This window comes from Mangrovimonas xylaniphaga (assembly GCF_001280435.1).
Classification (GTDB): Bacteria; Bacteroidota; Bacteroidia; order Flavobacteriales; family Flavobacteriaceae; genus Mangrovimonas_A; species Mangrovimonas_A xylaniphaga.
Window position 1 is genome coordinate 446,628 of sequence record NZ_LBIP01000013.1, and the last position, 25,154, is coordinate 471,781.

The window sequence follows — 25,154 nt, forward strand, 5'->3', positions numbered from 1 at the left end:
TAACTAATCTTCTTTCTGCTTTCCAAAAAGTGGCTTGTAGAAAATTGCCAATAACAATATATAGTACAACAAATAATCTATAAAATGGGCGATTACCACTCCTTTTAAACCAAAAACATCTATTAAATAAATGCTCGCAAAGTACAATAATATAACAGAGAATATTTCACTGAGCATATAATGCCAAAGCATTTTTTTGGCCAAAAATTGATAGCTAACTACCATGGAAAGCACTTTTAGAAAATCACCCAGAAGCTGCCATAAAAACAGTTCTTCAACATGAATAAACTCTTTGGTAAAAATGACTTTAATTATCAAGTGGCGGCATAGATAAATAATTAAAAGCCCCAATGCAAATATTGGAACAATAGTTTTGTAAAAATTCCAAACTTCCTTCCTAAACTCAAAATGAGTGTAAATAGCAGCAAACCGAGGCAAAATATACAGCGTCATCAAACTACTGATGAACATTAAATAATAATTGGAAATTCTCCCCATGGCCACCCAATATCCCGCGGATGATTCTCCTAAATTATCAATTATATGGTTTCTTATCAAAACAGATATCATTGGTAATACCGTAGCAGAAAACAGGGCCATGATTGAAAAAGCACTTAAATTTTTAATACTCTTCAGGTTTATTTTTTTTAATGATATAAAACTGGTTGCCTTCCAAAATTTAGAAACACTAAATAAAGTAATCAGACACAAGACAATTTCAACAGCGGCAATATGAATCAAAGCCCCTGAAAGTTGAAATTTCCAAATAAGGAGGACATTTATAATAACCCCGAGAATTTGAGATAAAATAGTAATAAAAAGAAGCTTCTTTTGTTTGGACAAACCATTTAATACAGCAAACACAAATGTCTTCATAGAATAAAAAGGCAATGCAACGGCCAAAATCTTTATGATATGAACGTAGTTATGTTCATTTGTAAACAAGGTATCGTTCAAATATTGTGCTTGAAAAAAACTATAGGTTCCTACTATTAAAGAAGAGATTATAAGTAGATAGAAAGTAGTGGAAACAGTTTTGCTCAACTCCCTAACATTAGACTTGAACTCAGCCACATATTTAATAATACCATTATAGAGCCCTAGTGTAGAAAATGCCTGAGCCGACGTCATAAAGTCTCTCAAATTCCCTACCAAAGCCATACCGCTTGGCCCAACAAAAATAGCTATGAATTTTGAAGTAATAAATCCCGTTAAAACTCTAATTACAATGGAAATGGAATTTAAGGAGGCTAATTTAATAAGGTGGTTATTCCTAAAGAAAGAATTTAATTTCTGCTTCATTTATCCCTTGAGTATTCATACTAATTAGCGTCTTCATGAGTTTTTTTGTTCTCCATTTTTATCGGTTACAATACCAAAAAGAGAACTTCCAAATATCAACAATATCACCCCATAATGCATTAGATAACTAGCAAAATGGCCCATTACCGCACCTTTCACCCCAAAATCATCAATTAAATAAACACTGGAAAAATACAGCATTACCACTAAAAACAATTGGATAATAATGAAGTGGGTAAACATTTTCTTAGCCAAAAATTGAAATGCTATGACGAAAGAAAGCACCTTGACAAAATCTCCTAACAATTGCCATAAAAACAAGCTTTCAACTGGCTGAAATTCTTCTGAAAAAATAATATCAATTAAAAATGACCTTAGGAAATAAATAGCCACCAATCCTAATCCAAATATTGGGATTATAGATTTATAGAAACTAAAAACCTCAGCCCTGAACTCCGACTTATTATCAATCTCACTAAACCTTGGCAAAATGTACAATGCCATTAAAGAGTTGACGAACATTAAATAATAATCCGAAATCCGGTTCATGGCTTCCCAATACCCAGCTTCCTTCAGACCAACTTTATCTATAATATAATTTCTAATAAGGATTGACACCAAAGGCAAGGCAAAAGTTGACACCAAGGCCATTAGGGTGAACGGACTGAATTTCTTTAGGATTTCAAAATTAACGTTGGTAATTTTGATAGAGCCGACCAAACTTCTTTGATTCACAAATCCTACAAAGGTTATCAAGAATATCAATGAAGGTGCTATTACTGCCGAAATCAACGCACCATCAATGTTGTTTTGGTAAATTAAAAGTAAGGTCACCAACAATCCCAAAATTTGACCGATAATATTTATGATAAGAAGGATCTTGTATTTGGAAAAACCATTCATAATGGAAAAGCTGAACATATTCAGCGAATAGAACGGTAATGCCAAAGCCATAATTTTTATGATATAAGCATAATTATGGATAGACGAAAACAGAAAATCATTGATAGCATCTGCATTATAATAGCAAATAAATGCAATGAGCATCGTGGCTATAAAGCCAAAATAATAAGCCGAGGACAATGTCTGACTCAGTTTTAGGGAATCGTTTTTAAACTCGGCGATATACTTCACCAACCCCTTGTAAAACCCTAAAATAGAAAATGATTGAACCGCACTTAAGAAGTTTCGAATATTCCCAATAAGTGCCAAACCTTCTACACCAATAAAAATAGCAATTGCCTTGGAAGTAACTATTCCCGCTAAAATTTTGGTAATGATTGTAGCGGAATTTAAATGGGCTACCTTAAATAAAACCTTTGTATTGATATAGTGCAGTAACTTTCTCAATTAGTAGGCATTTAAGATATCAATTACACGGCTTACCTCTTTATCCTCCATAACGGGGCTCATCGGGATACTTATCACTTTTTGATGTATTTGATCGGTTAATGGGAGTGACAAGTTACAAAAATTTATCAAGGCTTTTTGACGATGTGGCGGCGTTGGGTAGTGAATTAACCAACCAATGGCGTTAACATCCAGGTATTTTGAAAAATGATCTCTATTTTCAACTTCTACCACAAACACATGGAACACATGGTTATCACTTCCATCATAAAAAGGCAACTTTATTTTTGAATTGTTGACCTCGGACAAATATCGACGAGCAACACTTCGACGTTTTTCATTATCCCTATCTAAATTTGGGAGTTTGGCATTTAAAAACATGGCCTGCAATTCATCCATTCGGCTATTGAAGCCGACAGATTCATTGACATACTTCTGCAATCCGCCATAATTTCTTAAAGCAGAAATACAATTTGCCAATTTCGAGTCATTGGTAACCACCGCACCAGCATCACCCAAAGCTCCAAGGTTTTTACTTGGATAAAAGCTAAATCCTGCGGCATCTGACAAATTTCCGGCTATTATACCTTTTGAATTGACTGCACCATGTGCCTGTGCGGCATCCTCAACTATCAACAAACCTTTGTCACTTGCCAAAGAATTGATAGCATTCATCTCTGCTAATTGGCCGTAAAGATGCACAACCAAAATAGCTCTTGTTTTAGGAGATAAGTGCTTTTCAATTTCCTCAACTGAAATATTATAGGTATTTCTATCTGGCTCCACAAAAACAGGAATCAACCCTGCATGCAAGACTGACAATATACTGGCGATATATGTATTAGCAGGCACAATAACTTCATCCCCTTCCCCTAGTTTCCCCATTTCTATGTAGCCCTTAAAAATCAGGGTGAGCGCATCCAATCCATTCCCAACTCCTAAACAATGTTTGGCACCACAATATTTTGCAAAATTAGCTTCAAACTGTTCAACGCCATTTCCTAAAATATAGTAACCTGTATCTAAAAACTGTTGAAATTCAAAGTTGAATTTCTCCTCATATTCGGCATTTATTTTATGTAGATCTAGAAATTTAATCATGCTAATTTCAAACTATATATTTCCTGAAGATAAAGCTCACAACCCAATTCTTCCTTTTGTTTTAATAATCCTGGATTATACCCTTGTTCGAAGCTATCATCCATAACGGTTCCCATAGAAAAATAGTGTTTCCCTTTTTCTTGGAAATGTTTTATTAAGTGTATGAACAAATAATCAAATGCCCGCAATTTTTCACCTTCTTTGGTAGTTGCTCCATATTGCGATTTTACCACCAATTCATTCTCAAATATGGTGATTCCTGCCAAAATTCTATCCTCATAAAAAATATCAAATTGCCTAATATTATCAGGAAACCTCTCCCTTAACAACTGAATCTCTTCTAAACTATGTACGGGTTTTGTATCAAACTTACTTTGTAAACGTGGCTGTAATACTTCGTTCCAGAACAGAGAAAAGTCTGTGCTTTCTTTAATTACAAACTTCATATCACTATTTCGTTTGTAATGCTTAAGCTTCGTTTTGTGAATTGATAAAGGATGAGCATAATCAACGGCCAATACCATAAATGTCTTGACTAAACTTGCTCCTTTATTTTGAAGCATAAAAGTCATTTCATTGGCTGTCAATCTGCAATAAAAAGAAGGCAAAGTTTTCACATTAAACTGTTTTACCCCTTGTTTTGGCAAAAACTCCAAAATGGCACTTATCATCTCGTTTACCTGCTCAAAACCTATATTGGGCTCCAAAAGTAATCCTCCAAAGGTCAATCCCTGATGTGAATGCAATACTTCCCCAACCCTATTTCCCGGTAATACAGCTTTAAGAACACTATCTTTAAATACCACAAGAGAAAAATCATGGAACCTATCACTATGATATTCCATAAAATTTCTATGGAACAAAAAAGTGGTGTTTTTTGCCTTAGCAACAAAATTATTCCAAACATCGAAGTCGTTTGGAGTATATAATCTTACGGTAAATTTCAAATCTTTGTTTGGTTAGTTCAAGGGTCCTAAAACTCAAAAATCACGCTTATTGCATGACTACTCATAACACTTTTCAAAGATAATATTATTTCGATGCCTTAGATAAAGGACCTCTGTAGAATTTAAGTTTTCCTTTTGAAGAATAAATAATAAAGGTTGATAAGCAGAATTGCAGCGTTGGTCACGATAATGGGCCATGCTGTCTGAAGCATAAACCCATAAATTACAAAAAGTGCACACCCAACAGAATTTATAATGCGTAACTTCACCAAATCCTTCATGGTAAAAGACAGTAACAATCCAGCTGAGGCCAAATAACCCACCCATTCAGTAAAGCTCACTCCCAAAAATTCCATAATCTTAAATTGATTGTTTAAGATAGTGAAAAATGACCTAAAATAAAATACAGACAATAAATCAACCATTTATAATCGTGTTATTAATTCTAATAAAAAGAATTAAGGCAGTAAGGCATTTAATTTATCGGTAATTTTTTTTGCCCCTTGGGCATTTAAATGATCTCCATCAAAAAAGTCATTTTCACTAAAATCTGGATCCGAAAGAAAATTATAGTACTTAGTATTTTTATAGTTACTTTCAATTTGGGAAGCAAAATCCAACATTTTCTGTAGCTGTAAAGGATCTAAATTATCACGATAGGACAAATATCCTGGTAAGGTCACTAATATTAAATTGATATTATTGTCTTGACATAGTTTCGCCATTCTTTCAAATGCCTCAACGTTATCGACATATTGATCATCATTCGAAATAGTATGTCTCTGGGCTGCTCTTAGGCTCGCTAAATCTAAATCCATTGGGGATTGTAAAAACGAATTATCGGCCCATCCCAAGCTATAGCATTGTATTTCTGAATTCCCTAAAACATAATAATCCCATAACCTATCCAGATTAGTTTTCAACTTTAGACTGAATAATTCGGAATGTCTTAATACAGTGGATTTAGTGTTTAAATCAAAATATATGATATAATCCTTCAATCTCCAATTAGCAGATGTCTCCGATAAAGTCTCAAATAATGTGGCATATGACAATCTTACAATAACAGTTTTCAAATTTGAAAGTTCTGGCATAAACTTTTCCAAAATAGCTAAATCTAAATCCGTTGTTTGCGACACAAAACTAGCATTGTAAGCAGAAGCATCTAAATATTCTGGATTAATGCCGTACATACTATGCGAGCTACCCAACACAAGTGTCTCCACACTACTAGCATGTTTCCGTAAATATTTCCCTTTAATCTGATAATCGTTAGGTATTTGACGCAACAAAAGTTCCAATCCAATTCCTCCCAGCAGTAAAGGAAAAATAAAAAATAAAAAAAGCTTTACAAAACTCTTCATTAAAATTGAAAGTATATAAATTGTTGAGGCTTTGCATAAAAATAGAAAATACAGAACACCAAACCATAATAAAAAGTCCACCTATAAGATCTCTTCCATTCACCTCCCAATGTTTCGATGGCATACTCTTTATTTTTCCCTGACCATTCTATAATCGTAAAAAAAACTATAATTCCTACCAATAACGCAGCACCAACTCTATTTGAAAACTCAGGAATATTAAACAATGACTCAGAAAAAATTCTACTCAAATATCCCCATGCAACCTGTAAATCCTTCGCCCTAAAAAATACCCTCACCAATACTAAAAAAGCAAATGTTTTCAATATTCCAATAGTATCAACCATCGAAGGAAATAATGAATTAGAATAAGGCCTTTTTTCCCTTTTTTTCCCTATTAAAATTAACGGAACAAAATGAAGGGCATTTATAAATCCGTAAACAATGAACTTCCATGCTGCTCCATGCCAAAATCCTATAACAATAAAAATAAGAAACGTATTTCTGAGCTGCATCATTTTAGACCCCCTGCTCCCCCCCAAAGGAATATAAAAGTAATCTTTAAACCAAGTTGTTAAAGATATATGCCAACGTCTCCAAAATTCAGAAATATTCCTTGAAAAATAAGGAAATGCAAAATTTTTAGACAAATTAAATCCAAATAATCGGGATACCCCTATGGCAATGTCCGAATACCCTGAAAAATCACAGTAAATTTGAATAGTAAAGAAAAATGCCCCTAGCAACAATGTACTACCCGAATAAACATCATAATTTGCAAAAAATTCGTCAACATAAAGAGCACAGTTATCGGCAATAACCATTTTTTTAAAAAGCCCCCAAAGTACTTGCTTAAGGCCATCTACCGCCTTTCCATGATTAAACACTCTTTTTGATTCAAACTGAGGCAACAGTTTTTTAGCCCGTTCTATTGGGCCAGCCACTAATTGTGGAAAAAAACATACGAACGCCATGAAACTTATAAAATGTTTTGTAGGTTCAAGTTCTCTCTTGAATATATCAATGGTATAGCTAAGTGTTTGGAAGGTGTAAAAACTTATCCCTACTGGTAGGATTATTTCAAGACTACTATATCCCAATTTACCACCAAATAAGGTAAAAGCTTGTATAAAATTTTCGAGGAAAAAATTAGTATACTTAAAATACCCCAGCAACCCCAAATTAACCAAGATACTAGTTAACAGAAGAAATCGCCTATTTTTTTCATTTGCCGTTTTAGACAATTTTAATCCTATAAAATAATCAACTGCAGTACTGAAAAATATTAAACTTAAGAACCTCCAATCCCACCACGCATAAAACACATAGCTGGCAATAACTATAAATATATTTTGCCCCTTAATACTTTTGTTGAATACAAACCAATAGAACAAAAAAACTATTGGAAGAAACAAAGCAAAGTCTATTGAATTAAATAACATTAAAAACTTCCTTTTATATTAACATTCCTTTGGATTTGTCCATTTTCACAAAAAATGACTTTAGAGAATGCGTAATAAAAATTTTATTCCATAAAGATGGCGAAGATAACTAAAATGGGAAGAGTTCTTTTCTATTTGAACACTTTTCACAATTTACAATCCAAAAGATCCATCAAGGAGGTATCACAAAATAAATGGCCTTGAATAATTCTTTTGACATATATTTACAACCCAAAATTCCAATAAACGTGTCGGGCAAACTCACAGAAAAGACATACTATTATAGCATATTTTTAATTTTTGCAGTTGGATTCCTAATTGTAAATTACAAACCAATAGAAATAGTAAATGACTCATTGGAGTATTTAAATATTTCTATAAACAGATCTGCGGGCTATCCTATTTTTTTACATATTATAAAAACCATTTTTGGCTCCTATTTTGACCCTGCGACAAAAGCAATACAATATTTGCTAGGAGTTTCTGGAATTTACTTTTTTATATCAACTTTAAATAAACATTTAAACTTAGATTGCATTTGGCTAATCCTTTTAACCTTTGTTTTAATTATTCCCTACCTCTACAATCAAACATTAGCCAATGTCTTTTTATCGGAGGCACTTTCCTATCCACTTTACCTAACAACAACCGCACTTTTTTTAAATGCAACTATATCCAATCGTTTCAAACCTTTAATTATATCTCTTCCCTTTCTTTATCTTTTAATACAGACCCGTAATCAATTTTTGTTTTTGGTGCCTATTGCCATTGGTATATTAATTTGGATGTCCATTGTCCAAAAGAAATTGAACAACTCATGGTTATTAATCCTATTCTTTATATTTCCTTTACTCACATCCCTAGGTGATAAAACATATCATAAATTGGTTCATGGGTATTTTGTAAATACTCCTTGGACAGGTATACACTTAATGACCCCTGCCTTTTTTGTTTCGGATGCAGAAGACTTTTCAATATACAAATCAAAGGATGAACAGGAGTTTTATAAAAAAACCTTTTCAGAATTAGCTAAAAAGAATTTGAACATCCATAGTTTCCAGGCCAGCTCCAATAAAAAGGATGAAGTTGTGGTCTATACCGAGAATTATAGTGAAATTGCCAATTCTACTATTTTACCCATTGGAATAGATCATGTTGATCAAGAACTAAGCAATGAGAAAAAGTTGATATCGGTGGACAGGATGACCAAGCGAATGAGTATTCCTTTAATTATAAACAATTTTAGACCTTGGTTAAAATTATACATTAAAAATTTAACCCAGGCCTTTGGAAATGCCAAATACACCTTATTAATAATAATAATCCTGCTATTTAGTTTTATAAAAGTTTTAAAAACCAACATTGTAGAATATAGGGTTATTTTCATAATTTCAATGCTCAGCCTCCTCAATGTTGTACTAGTATCAATTGGAATGCACACTTTAAAGCGTTTTACATTTTATAATGATTGGGTATTTTTCCTAATTATCTTTTCACTAATAAATTCATCTACATTCAATAGCCTTAAGCCATGCAAATAGAACTATCTGTCGTTATGCCTTGCCTGAACGAGGCTGAAACTTTAGAAACCTGCATTAAAAAAGCGAACCTATTTTTTTCGAAAAACAATATAAACGGGGAAATCATAATTGCTGACAATGGTAGTACTGATGATTCCATTCATATTGCAAAAAGATTAAAAGCAACGGTTGTCAACATAAAAGAAAAAGGCTATGGAAGCGCCCTAAAAGGAGGCATTGAAGCAGCCCGAGGCACCTATATAATAATGGGAGATGCAGATGACAGCTATGACTTTGAATCTCTTCTGCCATTTTTACAAAAGCTTCGCAAAGGAACTGATCTAGTTATGGGTAACCGATTTAAAGGAGGTATAAAAAAAGACGCAATGCCTTTTCTACACAAGTATTTGGGCAACCCTGTTTTATCATTCATCGGAAGGCTCTTTTACAAAATCGACATTGGAGATTTTCATTGTGGTTTAAGAGGATTCTCTAAAGAAGCCTATAAAAAAATGGATCTAAAAACTCCAGGAATGGAATTTGCATCAGAAATGATTGTAAAATCAAAACTTAAAAATCTAAAAATTACTGAGGTGCCAACAGTTTTGCACCCTGATGGGAGGAGTAGAAAACCTCATTTAAAAACTTGGAGTGATGGCTGGAGACATCTGCGCTTTTTATCATTATACAGCCCAAATTGGCTTTTCTTATATCCTGCAATATGCCTAATGTTTTTAGGGCTAATTAGTTCAACAATTCTGATTATGAAACCTATTCATTTTGGAAATATTGCATTTGATATCCACACCCTTTTATATACAACTAGTGCAATCTTAATAGGGTTTCAATTCTTTGTTTTTTATTGTATGACTAAGATTTACGCAGTTGAAAATGATTTGTTACCAAAAAGCAATCGCTATGATAAACTGTTTAAATACATCAATTTAGAACGTGGTTTAATATTGGGCATAGGTATGTTCCTTTTTGGAATTTCTTTGAGTTATTATGGGGTATCGATTTGGAAACATTCTGGCTTCGGAAATTTAAATCCTACGAATACCCTACGGGTAGTTATACCTGCAGTTTTCACAATGCTACTTGGTGTTCAAGTGGTCTTGTTTAGTCTATTTTTCAGTATTTTGGGATTAAAAAACAAATAATAGGTATCCAACTATCATCTTGCCGAAAAGTTTCTATCAATCACTTTACTAAAAAAACAATAAATCTTTATTTACTTTAAACCTATTCTTTCCTTAAAAAAACAACCTCCCCCTCCTCATCTATATACTGATAGACACCAAAAGGGGCCCCTTCCTTAAGAACAACAAAACTGGTATCAGACTCCAAATTCTCCAAATACTTTGGATTTTCACTAAGATAGGAAAACAACACTCTAAAGAGATTCACATTTGTTTTAAGATCCTTATCATAATTCATTGGGTTCTCCGGCCATTTAACAGCTAGGGCCGTTGAAAAAATAGAATAAATCAAATCCCTATTAGTTTGCTTTTCCTTACATTCCAATGTATAATCCATTCCAACAAACCCCCCATGATCTGCCACAATTACGATTAATGCATTATCATCATGTGTTTGGATTAGCTGTACCATTTCCTTAAGCCAGTCGTTGGCGGACTTCAACTTTTCAAGATAATTCAAACGCTCCTTTTCCTTTCCCAATGACCGATTTTTGTAAGTGGTAATATGCCCTGGAGAAATTTTTTCTATAAAATAAAAATTAGGCTCATTGGTTTGATTCTGCAAAGCATTTTCTAGATCAGATTTTAGATCTTTTGTTATCTCAAAACCTCTTGCTAAAAATGACAGGTCATCTTGGGCTATATTGCAAAAATCATATTGTAGTTCTGGTTTATTAAGTAGTAAATAGGACTTCTCCAAAAGCAAAGACGTGTTATAGCCGTTTTTCTTAAAAACTGGGACCACTGTGTTTTGCCCCACAATGATATCCCTAGCATTATAAAACTCATTTTCACCTTTTGGCGGGTTATTGTAATAATGATGTTTCATTGCAAACATCGAAGAGTTGGAACTAAGTGTGGAGAAGTAATTGCTTCTAAAACCTTCATAAAGTGTGAAACCATTATCTTGTAAAAATCCCTCAAACTGGCTATTATCAAAATTATAATAACCTCTTTTCAGCTCTTCAAAATTAGGATAGCCATCTGGTTGAATTACATATACATTTGGTTTTCTTGTAAACTTGACTTCTTCAATATTATCAGATAAGCTCATCCATGTTTTATCATAAAAAACATGTCTTTGGATATTCGCTATTAATTTTGGCACTGCCAACAAGATCAATATAAATTGAATGACCAATATTTTCTTGAAATGTTTTTGAAGTAAAAAACCCAACCCCAAAGCGGCTACTGTCACCAAAAGATATCTCTTTTTACCAACACCATAAGTACTCAGTATCATTAGCCCTCCAAAAAGCACAAAATTAAGAACAGGCAAAACATAGCCATATTTTTTTTGTGACAATACCTTTTTGGAAATTACTGAAACAATCTGAATAACAGCAATAGGGACGACAAGAAACCACAACACAAATAGTACAAATTGCCCCCAGGAATTTACCAATGAAAAATTATTGTTATAATAATAAATCAGAGGGTACAATCCTGCTCCCAAAGCACTTAATATTGGATATTGTTTATCGTTGGTCGTAAATTCTACTAACCGTTCCCTTAATTTATTTGGCATTCTTTGATTTTAACAAATACATGATCCGATGCGAGTTGGCAATCGTTTCTTTTTTCTCCAAACTGAAATAGTTCATAAATTCTCCTTCAAAATTTTCTTGATTATAAAAATCAAAATGTCCCTTGAATTCAGATTTAGCATTTAATAGTCGTTGCACCCATGAGTCTTCTCTTTTGGGAAATTCAATAATTAGATAGTTGGAAAAAGCAGCAAAAAACTCAGCCGACTTGTTAAATGGCACATTCCCTGAAAGTGATATGTGGTGTATCACCGCCAAAGCCAAGGTAATATCTGGAGAAAATTTCTGTAGCCGTTCCTTAAATGAAAATCGCTCATCATTATTAAATCCAATAGATGCCGATGGATTTAAAACGTCCTGTACAAAAGGAGTCATATAAATCTCCTTCCTACTTTTAACTTCCCTATAATTAATATCTACCGCATTATTGTCAATATCGCATACCAAAGCCTGTTTTAGCTCCGTATCTATCTTTCTAACAAAAGTACCATCGTTACCACCTACATCGATAAGTGTTTTAGCTTCGGTTTCCTTTACCCAAGCATTCACTATTTTTTCCTTTTGCAGAAAGGCATCATTTGTATAATTGGTTTTGTTATAATAATCACCCCATTCGCTAGCCTCCTTAAGCTTCAACCTCTTAATATATTCATAGAGACTTTTAATTATTTTTTGTTGAGCACCTTTGGATAATGTTCCATGATTCACCTCCCCTTTATAATCTTCGCTATGCTTATCTTCATATTTAGATAATAAATGAATGTTGGAATATAAAAACGGAGAAAGCTTCGTTTTTCCTGGCATCATTGACGATAATAGTTTTACAGGAATCCCATCAATAAAACTGTGCATCAATTTCAAGGATTGCGCTCCATGATAATGGGCTAACACCAATGGCCCAAAGAAATGACTAATAAATTGTTTATACGCCCGCCAAGGAGAATTGTCTTGATAAAAATCGAAAGACAATGTATCTATAAAAATGGCTTTGCCCTTATGAAAAGTTACATTAAATGCCGTGGCGTCTTTCAGCGAAAAACAATGGTCCAAACAAAATTTCTGCAGCTTTAAGGTTAAAAGAGCTGCTTCCTTATATTGGTTAAAACTCCATTCATAGGGATATGTTACAAAAGGAATAAATTCAGGTTGGATAACAACTCCTGTATTGTCTTCCGTAATTTCCTTGTGAGGAATCAACAGTCCTGCTTTGATTAATTTCTGATAAAAACCAGACTCCTTTAATGCTTTATATTGCTTAAAATAAAGAGGGGATATCTGTCGCTTTAAAATATTTCCTTCTGTAAAAACGTACCCAGAAGGGTCTCTAAAGGAAGAAGAGTGTTGAATCTTATCGGTCACTATTCTCAGTATTTTCTATATCCTTGTCAGTAACATCTATATCGTCAAAAAGCTCTTCATTTTTATCCTGTGAAAAACCAAAGAGTGATTTGATCTTAAACATCAAATTTTTAGAAAACAAGACAACACCAGCAACTGCAGCAATGACGGCTTGTACAACCATCGCCCCTAAACCAGGATCAAAATATAGAAAATGTATCATTCTTCTTTTTTCTGTAAAGATAGGAAACCCGTGAGACCTATAAAGAAAAAAGCGAAACCTTTAAAGGTTTCGCTTTCCTAATGATGTTTTGCAACACCTATAAATTAGATATTCTTATTACGCTTACGCTCTACTTCCGTCAATAAAATTTTTCGGATACGCAAGTGGTTTGGAGTAACCTCTACATACTCATCCTTTTGGATGTATTCCAAGGCTTCTTCCAAAGAGAATTTAATAGCAGGTACAATTCTAGCTTTATCATCTGCTCCAGCCGAACGTACGTTACTTAATTTTTTCGTCTTGGTAATGTTAACTGTCATATCATCTTGACGAGAGTTCTCTCCAATTACCTGACCTTCGTAAATATCTTCTCCTGGATCTACAAAGAACTTACCTCTATCCTGTAACTTATCAATGGAGTAAGGAATTGCTTGCCCTTTTTCCATAGATACCAACGATCCATTTTGACGCTCAGGAATTCCTCCTTTTAAAGGTTGGTATTCTTTAAAGCGGTGCGCCATAATAGCCTCACCTGCTGTAGCTGTCAACAATTGATTACGTAAACCGATAATTCCACGAGATGGCACCATAAATTCAATCACCATACGATCTCCTTTAGCTTCCATACTCAACATTTCTCCCTTACGCATGGTCACTAATTCAACTGCCTTACCAGAAACGTTTTCAGGCAAATCGATAGTCATCTCCTCTACTGGCTCACATTTCTCACCATCAATTTCCTTGATGATTACCTGTGGCTGTCCAATTTGAAGCTCATACCCTTCGCGACGCATGGTTTCAATCAACACAGATAAGTGAAGTACCCCACGACCAAATACCAAAAACTTATCGGCACTATCAGTTTCCTGAACACGTAAAGCTAAATTTTTCTCCAACTCTTTTGTCAAACGTTCTTTAATGTGACGAGATGTTACAAACTTTCCGTCTTTTCCGAAGAAAGGAGAATCGTTAATCGTAAACAACATACTCATTGTTGGCTCATCGATGGCGATGGTTTTTAAAGCTTCTGGATTTTCAAAATCGGCCACAGTATCTCCAATTTCAAAACCTTCCAAACCAACAATAGCACAGATATCACCTGTTTGCACGTGATCTACTTTTACACGTCCAAGACCTTCAAATACATGAAGCTCTTTAATTTTATTTTTAACCACAGTTCCATCACGCTTTACCAACGAAATGTTCTGTCCTGCTTTCAATTCTCCACGAGTCAAACGTCCAATAGCAATACGTCCTGTAAAGCTTGAGAAGTCCAACGATGTAATCAACATTTGAGTAGTTCCTTCATCAAATTTTGGCGCAGGAATATGCTCGATTACCATATCCAATAATGGTTCGATGTTTTCTGTCTGGTTTTTCCAGTCGTCACTCATCCAATTGTTTTTCGCCGAACCATAAACTGTTGGGAAATCCAACTGCCACTCTTCCGCCCCAAGTTCAAACATCAGGTCAAATACCTTTTCATGAACTTCTTCCGGAGTACAGTTTTCTTTATCTACTTTATTTACTACCACACAAGGCTTCAAACCTAGGTCGATAGCTTTTTGCAATACGAATCTTGTTTGCGGCATTGGCCCTTCAAAAGCATCCACCAACAACAACACACCATCGGCCATGTTAAGAACACGCTCTACTTCTCCACCAAAATCGGCGTGACCAGGAGTGTCAATAATATTGATTTTAGTGTCTTTATAAGTTACGGACACATTCTTGGAAGTAATGGTGATTCCTCTTTCACGTTCCAAATCGTTATTATCCAAAATAAGATCTCCTGTATTTTCGTTTTCGCGAAACAGTTGACAGTGGTACATGATCTTATCAACCAAGGTTGTTTTACCGTGGTCTACGTGAGCAATAATTGCTATGTTTTTAATATTAGCCATAATGACGCCTTATTTTAAGCGTGCAAAGGTACATTAAATTCCTTTGGAAAAAGGAATTATCATTAATTATTAGCATCCTACCATATAATTTTTCAAAGTCTTCAACTTAGCTCTAAACCTTCCAAGCAACCAACTGAATGTAAACATCTTAAAACTTCCATTATTCTATTAAAGATTTATTAATTTAGTTAATTCTATGTTAGAATAATCCAAAAACAGGGGTTCAATACGTATATTTATAAGAAGAATGACCTACCATAAATCACTTCACCTACTTAACATCAAGAAACAATTCACATTTTAGTCAAAAATGAACCTTATTCAAAAATATTCGAAATTCATCCCCTACCTATATTTTCTATCGGTGATTGCATTTTGGTTTACCGACGTTAATAGACATCTAGGCATTGAGGCCTACCCTATTTTAATCTTCGCCTTACCCTTTGTATGGCAGCTTATAAAGCCAAGTAAACAACTCAACTTTTCATTGGGCATTACCTTTGTTTGCCTGTCCTCTTATATGATTTGGGCCTATCTCTCAGATGCCCTCAATATCATTCAATTTTCAGGTTTCATAAAAAGATTTGTGCTTTACAGCGGACTCTTTGTTTTTGCCAATTTTATCATGTCTCTTTGGATGATACGAAACAGTATTAAAAAAAGCTTTTAAATATGTATCTTTGCGGCTTAATTTAGAAAAATCAAGCAGATGAAACTCAGCGATGTCCCTAAGATAAAACACACCAATTCAAACAATTTCTTCTTATTGGCTGGTCCATGTGCCATTGAAGGTGAAGACATGGCAATGCGAATTGCCGAAAAAGTGGTTGGCATTACCAACAAATTGGAAATTCCTTATGTATTTAAAGGAAGTTTCAAAAAGGCCAACAGAAGTAGAATTGATAGTTTCACGGGTATTGGAGACGAAAAAGCGCTTAAGATTTTACAAAAAGTTTCCAAAGAATTTGACATCCCAACGGTAACCGACATTCACGAGATTTCAGATGCTGCCAAAGCTGCTGAATATGTAGATGTACTTCAAATTCCTGCTTTTTTGGTAAGACAGACCGATTTGGTGGTAGCTGCTGCTGAAACCGGTAAGGTAGTTAACCTTAAAAAAGGACAGTTTATGAGTCCTGAAGCCATGAAACATGCAGTGCAAAAAGTTAAGGATTCAGGAAGTGACAAAGCTTGGATAACCGACCGAGGTACTATGTTTGGCTATCAAGACATGATTGTTGACTTTAGAGGCATCCCTACCATGAAGCAATACGCTCCTGTGGTATTGGATGTGACACACTCTCTTCAACAACCCAACCAAACGGCTGGTGTTACAGGTGGAAGACCAGACATGATTGAAACCATTGCCCGGGCTGGAGTTGTAAACAACGTTGACGGTTTATTCATTGAAACACACTTTGACCCGGCTAATGCAAAAAGTGATGGAGCCAATATGTTGCATTTGGACAACTTGGAAAACCTTCTTACAAACCTTGTTGCTATCAGAAAAACAATTAACTCTTTATAAGGTCCCCGATTAATGAGAATACGCACAATTCCTTCATTATTAGGGGTACTTTTTGCTTTGAGCTCTACTGTAGCCCAAGCACAAACTGCAGATACCATTAAATCCACAGCTTCCCAAAAAGGGAAGCTCTTTTTTAGTTGGGGAGGCAACAGGGAAGTCTATTCAAAATCGGACATCCATTTTAAGGGTGAAAACTACGATTTTACGATAAAGGATGCCACGGCCCACGACAAGCCAAAAGGTTGGCATATCGATTACATCAACCCTACACGCATCACCATTCCGCAAACAAATGCCAAATTAGGGTATTTTGTTTCCGACCATTATTATGTTTCCATTGGTGTGGACCATATGAAATACGTCATGGAACGTGATAAAACCAGAACAGTTGATGGATATATCGATTTACCTGCTTCGGAAGAAGGCTCACAGTACAACGGAGTTTATGATAATGAAGAGTTTTTGGTTTCTGCCGACTTTTTAAAATTTGAACATACCAATGGGCTGAATTATGTGTATGTTGAAGTTGGTAGATCTGATGATATTTCTTCTATTTTTCACCTTCCAAATACCGATAAATTCCAAATCAACTTGATGGAAGGCATAGGTGGCGGTGTTCTATACCCTAAAACCAATACCACTTTATTGAACAAAGACCGTTATGATGAATTTCATATATCGGGATATGGTTTTTCAGTAAACGCAGGTATCAACTTTACGTTCTTTAAATACTTTTTCATTCAAACAGACGTAAAAGGGGGTTACATTAACATGCCAGATATTAGAACCACCAGCAATGTAAAGGAAAGTGCCTCTCAGCATTTCTTCTTTTTACAGAACATTATAGCCATTGGTGGGATTTTCAGAGTTTAGATTCTGAACCTCCCGCATCAATTTTATTGATTTACAAGAATTGTTATAATTTTGTAACTCCTAAGCCAAACAAAAGGTCATGATTCAAATTAGAGAAGCTACCAAAGAAGACATTCCGTTTATTACAGCACTTTTTAGGGATACCATCCAGAATGTGAACAGTAAGGACTATTCTGAAAAACAGATAGAAGTGTGGGCTTCTGGTGCCAATGATATCGAGAAATGGGAAGAACGCATTGAGTCTCTTTATTTCATTGTTGCCGAACAAAATGACACCATCACAGGCTTTGCCTACCTTAAAAACGGTAATTATCTAGACGGACTTTTTGTACACAAGGATTACCAGCGCCAAGGCATTGCCTCTAAACTTTTAAGGGTGATGGAATCTTACGCCATTGGAGAAGGCTTTGAAGAGATGCGCTCTGATGTTAGCAAAACAGCACTTCCCTTTTTTGAAAACCATTATTTTGATGTCATCAAAAAACAGAAGAAACCTTTTAAAGGCATCGTGTTCCAAAACTATTTGGTGAGTAAAGCTTTATAAGCTTTTGATCATTGATCTCTACTTAGGTCTATTACTATAATCTTTCATTTCTTAAACCTCTAGATTTTTTTTTCAAAAAAACATAGTTCAAAATTGAAATAAATTTATTTACTTTGTTTTTCAAAGTACTTTTATATGGAATCAAAAGATTATCTAAAAGACATTACCGAAATTAAAAACCTAATGAACAAATCCTCGCGATTTATTTCATTAAGTGGCCTCTCTGGAATTTTGGCAGGTATCTATGCGCTTATTGGAGCAGCCTTCGCCTATTGGTTGGTAATCAATTCGGAACTTGAATATTTAATTTTAGATGGCCCCATCTATAACATTGTTATGTTAGATCTGTTCTTGATTGCCTTTTTGAGTGCTGTTACAGGTGTGATCCTAACCACCAGAAAAGCTAAAAAAGCAGGTGAAAAAATATGGGATGGCGCTTCCAAAAGATTGGTCATAAATTTTTTGATTCCTCTGGTAGTAGGCGGTATCTACATCTTGATAATTTTGGGTCAACAAAAATATGGTCAAACTGGTGCTCTAATGCTTATTTTTTATGGACTGGCATTAATCAATGCTTCCAAATATAGTATAGGAGATATTCGCTATTTAGGTTTCGCCGAAATTATTTTAGGCTTAATTTGCGCCCTATATCCTGGTTATGGTTTTTGGTTGTGGGTCATTGGCTTTGGACTTATGCACATCATTTACGGTACTTGGATGCATTTTAAATATGACAGAGCATAGGTTTTGAGTATTATCAACAACATAAATAAGGTCTTTGACCACAGAATTAGGCTGGGCATTATGTCCATTTTAATGGTCAACGAATACGCCGATTTCAATACCTTAAAAGAACTTCTCGGTGCTACGGACGGGAATCTTGCCAGCCATACTAAGGCTCTGGAAAAGGCAGAATATATAAAGGTGGAAAAGCAATTTATAGGAAGAAAACCCAACACCCGCTATTCGGTGACAAAATTTGGCAAAGCCGAATTTCAAAAGCACATCGAAGCCCTTGAAAAATTGATCAATAAACAATAACATATTTTTTTACCAACTTACTTTGAATTTCAAAGTACTTTAAAAACTTAACCATGGAACAACTACAAAAACTTCAACCGAACAAATTTGGAAATTGGCTAAAAACCTCCATTACCGCACGAATGCTCATGGTAGGCTTCTTGGTATTGATTTTATTGATTCCCCTTTCATTTATTGAAAGCCTCATTTTTGAACGTTCCATGCGACAACAGGATGTGGTCAACGAAATCAATGACAAATGGGGAAACCACGTGATGCTTTACGGCCCTATTTTAAAACTCCCCTATAAAACCTATTCGGAAACAAAAACCTTCAACGAACAAACAAAAACCTATTTCACCGAAACGACTTCAGAAATAAAATATGCCTATATCTTTCCTGAATCCCTATCATCTGAGGTAGATGTCGATTCTAAATCTTTGAACCGAAACAATTATGAATCGGCCGTCTACACCGCTAATATGGATTTTAACGGGAATTTTCCAATCCCCAACCTTAAAATAAAAGACATCAAGGATGAGGATATCTTGTGGAACAAAGCCACAATTCTTATTAAAACATCCAATCTAAAAGGCATAAAGAATGAAATGTCCTTAAAATTGAACGACAGCACCTATTCTTTCGAAACCAACTTTAAAAACAATTCCAGAAATAGCTCCCAATTGGATGAATTGGAGTCTGGATTTTTAAAAGAAACGGATGTCCCAAAATCTGCAAATACCAATTTTAGTTTCCACATGACCTTTAACGGAAGTCAGAATATTCAGCTCATTCCAATTGGAAAAACAACCACCATGCACATGACTTCCAATTGGGCGAACCCTAGTTTTATTGGCAACTTTCTTCCCAACGACGAAACAAAAACAATTACAGACGAAGGTTTTGAAGCCGATTGGAAAATCCTGCATATCAACAGGGCCTTTTCTCAGCAATACTTAAACAACGTACCAGATTTACAGGAATTTGCCTTCGGCACCAAGTTTATCGTCATGGTAGACGAATACCAAAAAAGTGAGCGCTCTGCCAAATATGGCTTCCTTGTCATTGGGTTAACCTTCCTCATTTTCTTCCTCATCCAAACTATGAGCAACATCCATATACACCCATTTCAATATCTAATGATTGGTTTGGCTCTCACCATGTTTTACACCTTGTTAGTGTCCATTTCGGAACACAGTAATTTTCTAAAAGCTTATTTGGTAGCAGGTATTTCGGTGGTAACACTTATAACTCTGTATTCCAAATCCATACTCAAAACCCTCAAGTTCCCAATTTTAATTGGATTGAGCCTTACGGCGCTTTACACCTTTATCTATGTCATCATCCAATTGGAAAACTATGCACTTTTGGTTGGCAGTATTGGACTGTTCATCATTTTGGCAACCGTCATGTTTGTATCCAGAAAAATTGATTGGAATAACGGGTAATCTTTTCCCCAAAACAACTCCTGTTCCCTTCATTCCATTGAAGGGGCGGGAGTTTTAAAACCTACCACATAATGAAAACATACAGAAAACAACTTATTCATTGGCTCTTTGAAATATCAAAGACTATATACACTCGAATTTTCAAACATCATGAACCATGGGGCATTACTACAAATCAACTCCTCCAACTCCCTGAAGCTTCCTTCGGCAGACACTTGGGCGAATTTTTAAACCAACACGGTTTTGAATTGATTCCAAAAGTAGAACGTCACGATTGCTACCATGTTTTGACAGGATACGGTATCACCGTAGAAAATGAAATAGCTTTACAATATTTAAGCTTTGGTAACGGCAAACAAAGCCCCTATATGTACGGCGCCATTTTGTTGGGCACCCTAATTCTGCCAGATTATTTAAGCTACTATTTAGATTCATATACCATTGGCAAAAAAGCCAATACATTTCATAACTTAGATTTTAAAAAGCTACTGAATATAGACTTAACCATCTTACAGGGCGCATTTTTCCTTAGATCTCATTCACCAATAAAAAACATATGACACTAACATTCCATAAATCATACTTTTTCCTAACGCTGTTGCTATTTGCAGTTGAAACCCTCATCGCCACCTACCTCAGCACTGGCTTCATCCGCCATACCTTTGGAGATTTTCTAGTTGTAATTCTCTTGTATTGCTTGGTTAGAAGTTTTACAAAGCTAGCCATCTTTCCAACAGCCATATTGGTATTAGCAGTTTCCTATATCATTGAAATATTGCAAGCCTTCCACTTATTGAAATTGCTGAACTTGGAACACAGTACACTCGCCAAATTAATCCTTGGCAACACCTTTAACTATACCGACCTTATGGCCTACTCGCTAGGCATTATAACCGTAATTATTGTTGAATTTAAATTGCTTACCAATGAATAATATTAAATACTTGCTGTTTTCTCGATTCAAGATTATAGTGCTGCCCATAGTGGCGGCCACTTTGAGCATAATCCTCCTCATGGTTCGGATGAAACTCACCTACTCCTTTTACTTTCTGTTTTTGGTCTGGAATCTATTTTTAGCGATAGTGCCCTTTGCGATTTCCACCTACATGAGAAGTCTGCCTCAGCTTAACAAATTTGGCACACTTATAGGATTTGGCATTTGGTTACTCTTCGTCCCGAATGCCCCATATATCATCACGGATTTGTTCCACCTCAAGAATAGCAGTCATGATATTCTGTGGTTGGATGTATTGGTAGTGAGTTCATTTGCCCTTACAGGAGTACTCCTGTTTTTCCTTTCTCTATTGGATATAGAACTGATTATGAAACGTTATTGGCAAAGCAAGACCATTTCCATCTTAATGTTGCCACTATTCTTTGTCATTAGTTTTGGAATGTACTTAGGACGCTATTTACGTTTCAATTCTTGGGAAGTGCTACAACATCCTCTTACCATATTCAATGATATTTGGAGTATTCTTGCACATCCCAATCAGCATCTCAGCGCATGGACCTTTACCATTAGCTTCGGTATCTTTTTAGGAATAGGTTATTGGCTTTTCAAAAGCATCCGAAATCCCAATTAATCGGCTCTGTTTTTCTCTTGGATATTTCTAACAATAGAGGCGGCCAGTTTTCTAGGCATGATACGTGGAAGTGTTGCCAAAAACTTATTGAATCCACCAGGAATGGCCACAGACTTCCCTTTATTCATCGCTTTATAACCATAGGCAGCAACGTCCTTAGCCGTTGCCATATTAAAGGTGATTTTATTCTCCGAAGTTCCTTCTGAAACTACTTGTTGAAAGGACGTTTTTGTGGGACCAGGACAAAGTGCCGTAACCGTTACTCCGGTTCCCTTGAGCTCATTAGCAATGGCCTCTGAAAAAGACAAAATGTACCCCTTCGTAGCGTAATACAATGACATTAAAGGCCCGGGTTGAAAACCTGCTAAAGAGGACAGGTTTAAAATCTTTCCTGATCCTCGAGCTACCATACCTTTTAGTATAAGTTTGGTTAAATGCGTGGTAGTAACCACATGAAGGTTCAACATTTTGGCTTCACGGTCCCAATCGGTCGTGGCAAAAGTACCGAACAATCCAAACCCAGCATTGTTTACCAACACATCTATAGCAGTATCTCCCAATTCAGCTACAATTTCTTCGGAAATATTGATTTGGCTCAAATCCTTCAGCATTACGCGGACATTGGCATTATACTTCTTTTCCAACGTTTCTTTTGCCTGCTTTAAATTATCTGCATTGATATCTACCAACACCAAATTGTATGCATCCTTTGCGAACAACAATGCCAATTCATATCCCAATCCTGAAGCCCCGCCTGTTATCAATACTGTTTTAGCCATTATCTCTTTAATCTATTTTTAGCCAGTTATGCATGTTACTATTTTAACCTCCAAGATCAATTTAGATGAACACTTGTTCTCGATACATTTTTTCTTCATTGCATTTCGAAAAAACACTCGAACTGACGTCCTTTATACTTCTATTTTTACAAAGAATTATTTCCCATCCACATAATCCTGCAAATAAGCAAACCTCTCAGTTAACTTACCATTCTCGGTCACCTTTGCTCGCTGCAAGATACCATCTTTATCGGCATTAAAAAACGCAGGCAACACATACTCCAAAAACAAACTTCCAAAACCTTCGCTGGCATCTTTAGGCAGTTCGCAAGGCAAATTATCTACTGCCATGACAACGATAGCTTTAGAATCTTTAAAATGGATTTCCGTTTCGGTTTGTGGTTCGTAACCATAAATTGGCTCTGCAATGGTAGAAGGTCTTATGGTAGTTGCCACTGGTCCATCGATATCACAACTAATATCGGCCACTACTGAAATATTGAAGTCTTTGGATTTGGCATCCTCCCGAGTAAAAAGATAAGGCGCACCATCTCCATAAAAATGCCCGGCAATAAAGAAATCGGTGACTTTGGCAAAGCGAATAAAGTTGGATTCATAAGCTTCCGGATGATTGAAGAAGTCCAAATTATCAATCACTTGTCCATCCTTGCGTTTGTTGTAATCCAACACATCAATAACACAATACACAGGTTCGTTAAAAGTTTGGTCCAAATAGGCCTCTACCTCAACCTGTTTAATGTTCATGGCATCCAACATTTCCTTGGCTCCTCCTGCCACCTTACCACTTCCTGTAAGCAATATTTTTATTGGCGGTAATGCAATAGTTTTAAGCTGTGCTATCAAAGCTTGCTGATCGGCCAAGGTTTCGGCTTTAGGCAAATTCCAAGTATCATGTTTTAGCCCCCATGCTCTGAAGCCATTGTAGGCTCCAACAATACCAGCATAACGTCCAAATCCTATGAGTCGTGCGCCATTTTCCTTAACAATGGTTTCGTGGTCGTAAAGCGTGATGTTTTTTCCCAAAATGGAGCGCAGTAAATCCCTGTTATAAGGTTGTTTTTTAATAGTATGCGAAAAGAAAAAATAGGATTTATTAGGAATCAAGTGGTCTACAGGCACTTCCTTTACACCAATCAGTACATCGCAATCGCTAACATCGTCAACCACCTCAAATCCTTGTCTACGATATGCCTCGTCAGGAAACACCCTAATATTGGAAGCTTCCACTATAAAAGTGGCCTGAGGGAATAACTGACTGGCTTTTTTTAGGGTTTTGGGCGAAAAAACCACACGTCTATCCGGTGGTGATTTGCGCTCCTTGATGATGGCAAATTTCATAACAATGAAGCATTTAAGGTAACTGACACATACCGCTTTGGTATAATGATTGCACGAAAATAAGTGGAATAGTATGGTTATACAAACTTTTTAATAACTTTGCATCCGCGTTAAGGATTGAGCAATTTGTATGAGCTCTTTTTGGGAGAAGCGCCCAAAAAAGCGAGTTGCGAAAGCCTGCCCCGTAAGGGGAACGCCCACTTCTCGACCAACTCTAGAAGTGATATGATTACCTTGGGGTCGACTGGTTTTGACAGCGAGATTAATTAAACGGTAAGCACGTCGTGTAATGACTTTGAAACACGTTAAAGGCTAGGTCAAACTTTTAAACGGCGAGAATAACTACGCTTTAGCTGCTTAATCTGAATTATAGTAAGATTTGCCTAGGTACACAAGGTGTACAAGCTAAATGTCTCCGGAAAGCCTTGATTGACGGCGTTCCATTTTGAGGCATCGTAAATGTCAATATAGAAGGTAGGGCGCTTTGACCTGCTTTTGAAACTAAAAAAGATAAGTTGTCGCTAGGCTGTCTTTAGCCAGGTTGCAATCGAAAACACAAGAAAAGACTAAGCGTGAAGAAAGCTCTTTAGTTACTTGTTTGGACGAGAGTTCGATTCTCTCCGACTCCACAAACAAAATAAAATGTCCTATTTACAGTTTTTGTAAAAGGGCATTTTTTATTTATAGCAACATTTTCAAAAAAATTCATTAGTAACTTTTATCTCTTACAAGTTAATCGAGATTAGTCAATTTAATTTTGCAACAAAAATCTATATTTTC

General features: G+C 35.6%; 25 protein-coding genes and 1 other RNA gene. 13 read left to right on the forward strand and 13 right to left on the reverse strand.

Going from position 1 to position 25,154, the window contains the following annotated elements:
* Window positions 1-3 precede the first annotated feature (3 nt).
* The 7 genes from ZA06_RS02175 to ZA06_RS02205 all read right to left on the reverse strand — a co-directional run bounded on the left by ZA06_RS02175 (window position 4) and on the right by ZA06_RS02205 (window position 7,506).
* Window positions 4-1,302 (reverse strand): O-antigen translocase, encoded by a 1,299-nt coding sequence (locus tag ZA06_RS02175; protein ID WP_053975774.1) that lies wholly within the window; start codon window positions 1,300-1,302, stop codon window positions 4-6.
* Window positions 1,303-1,335: 33 nt separating this feature from the next.
* Entirely contained in the window at window positions 1,336-2,652 is a 1,317-nt protein-coding gene (locus ZA06_RS02180) for an O-antigen translocase (protein ID WP_053975775.1), read from the reverse strand.
* A complete protein-coding gene (locus ZA06_RS02185; RefSeq protein WP_053975776.1) occupies window positions 2,653-3,753 on the reverse strand; it encodes a DegT/DnrJ/EryC1/StrS family aminotransferase in 1,101 nt (366 codons plus the stop codon). It lies immediately after the preceding gene.
* Window positions 3,750-4,700, reverse strand: coding sequence for a FemAB family protein (locus ZA06_RS02190; protein WP_053975777.1), 951 nt, complete (start codon window positions 4,698-4,700; stop codon window positions 3,750-3,752). The genes ZA06_RS02185 and ZA06_RS02190 overlap by 4 nt, the downstream gene beginning before the upstream one ends.
* 122 nt (window positions 4,701-4,822) lie before the next feature.
* On the reverse strand, window positions 4,823-5,056 hold the full coding sequence (locus tag ZA06_RS02195) for a hypothetical protein (protein WP_053977021.1): 234 nt from the start codon (window positions 5,054-5,056) through the stop codon (window positions 4,823-4,825).
* 102 nt (window positions 5,057-5,158) lie between these two features.
* Window positions 5,159-6,064: a hypothetical protein gene (locus ZA06_RS02200; RefSeq protein ID WP_053975778.1), complete on the reverse strand. Its 906-nt coding sequence runs from the start codon at window positions 6,062-6,064 to the stop codon at window positions 5,159-5,161.
* Complete coding sequence (locus tag ZA06_RS02205; RefSeq protein WP_053975779.1) at window positions 6,064-7,506, reverse strand: MBOAT family O-acyltransferase; 1,443 nt, start codon at window positions 7,504-7,506, stop codon at window positions 6,064-6,066. The genes ZA06_RS02200 and ZA06_RS02205 overlap by 1 nt, the downstream gene beginning before the upstream one ends.
* 194 nt (window positions 7,507-7,700) lie before the next feature.
* Here ZA06_RS02205 and ZA06_RS02210 point away from each other — a divergent pair, with 194 nt between their 5' ends.
* The gene (locus tag ZA06_RS02210) at window positions 7,701-9,047 is read left to right on the forward strand and encodes a hypothetical protein (protein WP_053975780.1); all 1,347 of its coding nucleotides are present in this window, start codon (window positions 7,701-7,703) and stop codon (window positions 9,045-9,047) included.
* Entirely contained in the window at window positions 9,038-10,186 is a 1,149-nt protein-coding gene (locus ZA06_RS02215; RefSeq protein WP_053975781.1) for a glycosyltransferase family 2 protein, read from the forward strand. The genes ZA06_RS02210 and ZA06_RS02215 overlap by 10 nt, the downstream gene beginning before the upstream one ends.
* Window positions 10,187-10,268: 82 nt before the next feature.
* Here the strand turns inward: ZA06_RS02215 and ZA06_RS02220 are convergent, their stop codons facing one another.
* The 4 genes from ZA06_RS02220 to typA all read right to left on the reverse strand — a co-directional run bounded on the left by ZA06_RS02220 (window position 10,269) and on the right by typA (window position 15,237).
* The gene (locus ZA06_RS02220) at window positions 10,269-11,753 is read right to left on the reverse strand and encodes a sulfatase-like hydrolase/transferase (protein ID WP_053975782.1); all 1,485 of its coding nucleotides are present in this window, start codon (window positions 11,751-11,753) and stop codon (window positions 10,269-10,271) included.
* Window positions 11,743-13,131 (reverse strand): hypothetical protein, encoded by a 1,389-nt coding sequence (locus ZA06_RS02225; RefSeq protein WP_053975783.1) that lies wholly within the window; start codon window positions 13,129-13,131, stop codon window positions 11,743-11,745. Before ZA06_RS02225 ends, ZA06_RS02220 begins: the two co-directional genes overlap by 11 nt.
* The gene (locus tag ZA06_RS02230) at window positions 13,121-13,333 is read right to left on the reverse strand and encodes a hypothetical protein (protein WP_240472187.1); all 213 of its coding nucleotides are present in this window, start codon (window positions 13,331-13,333) and stop codon (window positions 13,121-13,123) included. Before ZA06_RS02230 ends, ZA06_RS02225 begins: the two co-directional genes overlap by 11 nt.
* Before the next feature lie 104 nt (window positions 13,334-13,437).
* The gene (gene typA / locus ZA06_RS02235; RefSeq protein WP_053975784.1) at window positions 13,438-15,237 is read right to left on the reverse strand and encodes a translational GTPase TypA; all 1,800 of its coding nucleotides are present in this window, start codon (window positions 15,235-15,237) and stop codon (window positions 13,438-13,440) included.
* 310 nt (window positions 15,238-15,547) lie between these two features.
* Here typA and ZA06_RS02240 point away from each other — a divergent pair, with 310 nt between their 5' ends.
* The 10 genes from ZA06_RS02240 (at window position 15,548) to ZA06_RS02285 (ending at window position 22,236) form a co-directional block, all read left to right on the forward strand.
* A complete protein-coding gene (locus ZA06_RS02240; protein WP_053975785.1) occupies window positions 15,548-15,907 on the forward strand; it encodes a hypothetical protein in 360 nt (119 codons plus the stop codon).
* Between the two features lie 39 nt (window positions 15,908-15,946).
* On the forward strand, window positions 15,947-16,765 hold the full coding sequence (gene kdsA / locus ZA06_RS02245) for a 3-deoxy-8-phosphooctulonate synthase (protein WP_053975786.1): 819 nt from the start codon (window positions 15,947-15,949) through the stop codon (window positions 16,763-16,765).
* 12 nt (window positions 16,766-16,777) lie between these two features.
* Window positions 16,778-17,638: a hypothetical protein gene (locus ZA06_RS02250; protein ID WP_053975787.1), complete on the forward strand. Its 861-nt coding sequence runs from the start codon at window positions 16,778-16,780 to the stop codon at window positions 17,636-17,638.
* Window positions 17,639-17,717: 79 nt separating this feature from the next.
* Complete coding sequence (locus ZA06_RS02255; protein ID WP_053975788.1) at window positions 17,718-18,182, forward strand: GNAT family N-acetyltransferase; 465 nt, start codon at window positions 17,718-17,720, stop codon at window positions 18,180-18,182.
* A 135-nt stretch (window positions 18,183-18,317) separates the two neighbouring features.
* Window positions 18,318-18,926 carry a hypothetical protein gene (locus tag ZA06_RS02260; RefSeq protein WP_053975789.1) on the forward strand — a complete coding sequence of 203 codons (609 nt, stop codon included), beginning with the start codon at window positions 18,318-18,320 and terminating at the stop codon, window positions 18,924-18,926.
* 3 nt (window positions 18,927-18,929) lie between these two features.
* Complete coding sequence (locus ZA06_RS02265; protein ID WP_053975790.1) at window positions 18,930-19,223, forward strand: winged helix-turn-helix domain-containing protein; 294 nt, start codon at window positions 18,930-18,932, stop codon at window positions 19,221-19,223.
* Window positions 19,224-19,276: 53 nt separating this feature from the next.
* Window positions 19,277-20,650, forward strand: a complete 1,374-nt coding sequence (gene creD, locus ZA06_RS02270; protein ID WP_053975791.1) for a cell envelope integrity protein CreD — start codon at window positions 19,277-19,279, stop codon at window positions 20,648-20,650.
* Between the two features lie 71 nt (window positions 20,651-20,721).
* Window positions 20,722-21,210: a Coq4 family protein gene (locus ZA06_RS02275; RefSeq protein ID WP_053975792.1), complete on the forward strand. Its 489-nt coding sequence runs from the start codon at window positions 20,722-20,724 to the stop codon at window positions 21,208-21,210.
* On the forward strand, window positions 21,207-21,584 hold the full coding sequence (locus ZA06_RS02280; RefSeq protein ID WP_053975793.1) for a ribosomal maturation YjgA family protein: 378 nt from the start codon (window positions 21,207-21,209) through the stop codon (window positions 21,582-21,584). Before ZA06_RS02275 ends, ZA06_RS02280 begins: the two co-directional genes overlap by 4 nt.
* Window positions 21,577-22,236 (forward strand): DUF1361 domain-containing protein, encoded by a 660-nt coding sequence (locus ZA06_RS02285; protein WP_053975794.1) that lies wholly within the window; start codon window positions 21,577-21,579, stop codon window positions 22,234-22,236. Before ZA06_RS02280 ends, ZA06_RS02285 begins: the two co-directional genes overlap by 8 nt.
* On the opposite strand, the gene ZA06_RS02290 is transcribed toward ZA06_RS02285, so the two are convergent.
* Both ZA06_RS02290 and ZA06_RS02295 read right to left on the reverse strand, forming a co-directional pair.
* On the reverse strand, window positions 22,233-23,015 hold the full coding sequence (locus ZA06_RS02290; protein WP_053975795.1) for an SDR family NAD(P)-dependent oxidoreductase: 783 nt from the start codon (window positions 23,013-23,015) through the stop codon (window positions 22,233-22,235). The genes ZA06_RS02285 and ZA06_RS02290 overlap by 4 nt on opposite strands.
* 156 nt (window positions 23,016-23,171) lie before the next feature.
* On the reverse strand, window positions 23,172-24,374 hold the full coding sequence (locus ZA06_RS02295; protein ID WP_053975796.1) for an NAD(P)-dependent oxidoreductase: 1,203 nt from the start codon (window positions 24,372-24,374) through the stop codon (window positions 23,172-23,174).
* Window positions 24,375-24,610: 236 nt separating this feature from the next.
* Between ZA06_RS02295 and ssrA the strand changes: the two genes are divergently transcribed.
* Window positions 24,611-25,006: a transfer-messenger RNA gene (ssrA, locus tag ZA06_RS16710) on the forward strand.
* The last annotated feature ends 148 nt before the right edge of the window (window positions 25,007-25,154 follow it).

Excerpts from the sequence above, each read along its gene's own strand:
- ZA06_RS02175 (WP_053975774.1), bottom strand. The coding sequence starts at position 1,302 with ATGAAGCAGAAATTAAATTCTTTCTTTAGGAATAACCACCTTATTAAA.
- ZA06_RS02185 (WP_053975776.1), bottom strand. The coding sequence starts at position 3,753 with ATGATTAAATTTCTAGATCTACATAAAATAAATGCCGAATATGAGGAG.
- ZA06_RS02195 (WP_053977021.1), bottom strand. The coding sequence starts at position 5,056 with ATGGAATTTTTGGGAGTGAGCTTTACTGAATGGGTGGGTTATTTGGCC.
- ZA06_RS02200 (WP_053975778.1), bottom strand. The coding sequence starts at position 6,064 with ATGAAGAGTTTTGTAAAGCTTTTTTTATTTTTTATTTTTCCTTTACTG.
- ZA06_RS02205 (WP_053975779.1), bottom strand. The coding sequence starts at position 7,506 with ATGTTATTTAATTCAATAGACTTTGCTTTGTTTCTTCCAATAGTTTTT.
- ZA06_RS02210 (WP_053975780.1), top strand. The coding sequence starts at position 7,701 with ATGGCCTTGAATAATTCTTTTGACATATATTTACAACCCAAAATTCCA.
- ZA06_RS02215 (WP_053975781.1), top strand. The coding sequence starts at position 9,038 with ATGCAAATAGAACTATCTGTCGTTATGCCTTGCCTGAACGAGGCTGAA.
- ZA06_RS02220 (WP_053975782.1), bottom strand. The coding sequence starts at position 11,753 with ATGCCAAATAAATTAAGGGAACGGTTAGTAGAATTTACGACCAACGAT.
- ZA06_RS02230 (WP_240472187.1), bottom strand. The coding sequence starts at position 13,333 with ATGATACATTTTCTATATTTTGATCCTGGTTTAGGGGCGATGGTTGTA.
- typA (WP_053975784.1), bottom strand. The coding sequence starts at position 15,237 with ATGGCTAATATTAAAAACATAGCAATTATTGCTCACGTAGACCACGGT.
- ZA06_RS02240 (WP_053975785.1), top strand. The coding sequence starts at position 15,548 with ATGAACCTTATTCAAAAATATTCGAAATTCATCCCCTACCTATATTTT.
- kdsA (WP_053975786.1), top strand. The coding sequence starts at position 15,947 with ATGAAACTCAGCGATGTCCCTAAGATAAAACACACCAATTCAAACAAT.
- ZA06_RS02250 (WP_053975787.1), top strand. The coding sequence starts at position 16,778 with ATGAGAATACGCACAATTCCTTCATTATTAGGGGTACTTTTTGCTTTG.
- ZA06_RS02255 (WP_053975788.1), top strand. The coding sequence starts at position 17,718 with ATGATTCAAATTAGAGAAGCTACCAAAGAAGACATTCCGTTTATTACA.
- ZA06_RS02260 (WP_053975789.1), top strand. The coding sequence starts at position 18,318 with ATGGAATCAAAAGATTATCTAAAAGACATTACCGAAATTAAAAACCTA.
- creD (WP_053975791.1), top strand. The coding sequence starts at position 19,277 with ATGGAACAACTACAAAAACTTCAACCGAACAAATTTGGAAATTGGCTA.
- ZA06_RS02275 (WP_053975792.1), top strand. The coding sequence starts at position 20,722 with ATGAAAACATACAGAAAACAACTTATTCATTGGCTCTTTGAAATATCA.
- ZA06_RS02280 (WP_053975793.1), top strand. The coding sequence starts at position 21,207 with ATGACACTAACATTCCATAAATCATACTTTTTCCTAACGCTGTTGCTA.
- ZA06_RS02285 (WP_053975794.1), top strand. The coding sequence starts at position 21,577 with ATGAATAATATTAAATACTTGCTGTTTTCTCGATTCAAGATTATAGTG.
- ZA06_RS02290 (WP_053975795.1), bottom strand. The coding sequence starts at position 23,015 with ATGGCTAAAACAGTATTGATAACAGGCGGGGCTTCAGGATTGGGATAT.
- ZA06_RS02295 (WP_053975796.1), bottom strand. The coding sequence starts at position 24,374 with ATGAAATTTGCCATCATCAAGGAGCGCAAATCACCACCGGATAGACGT.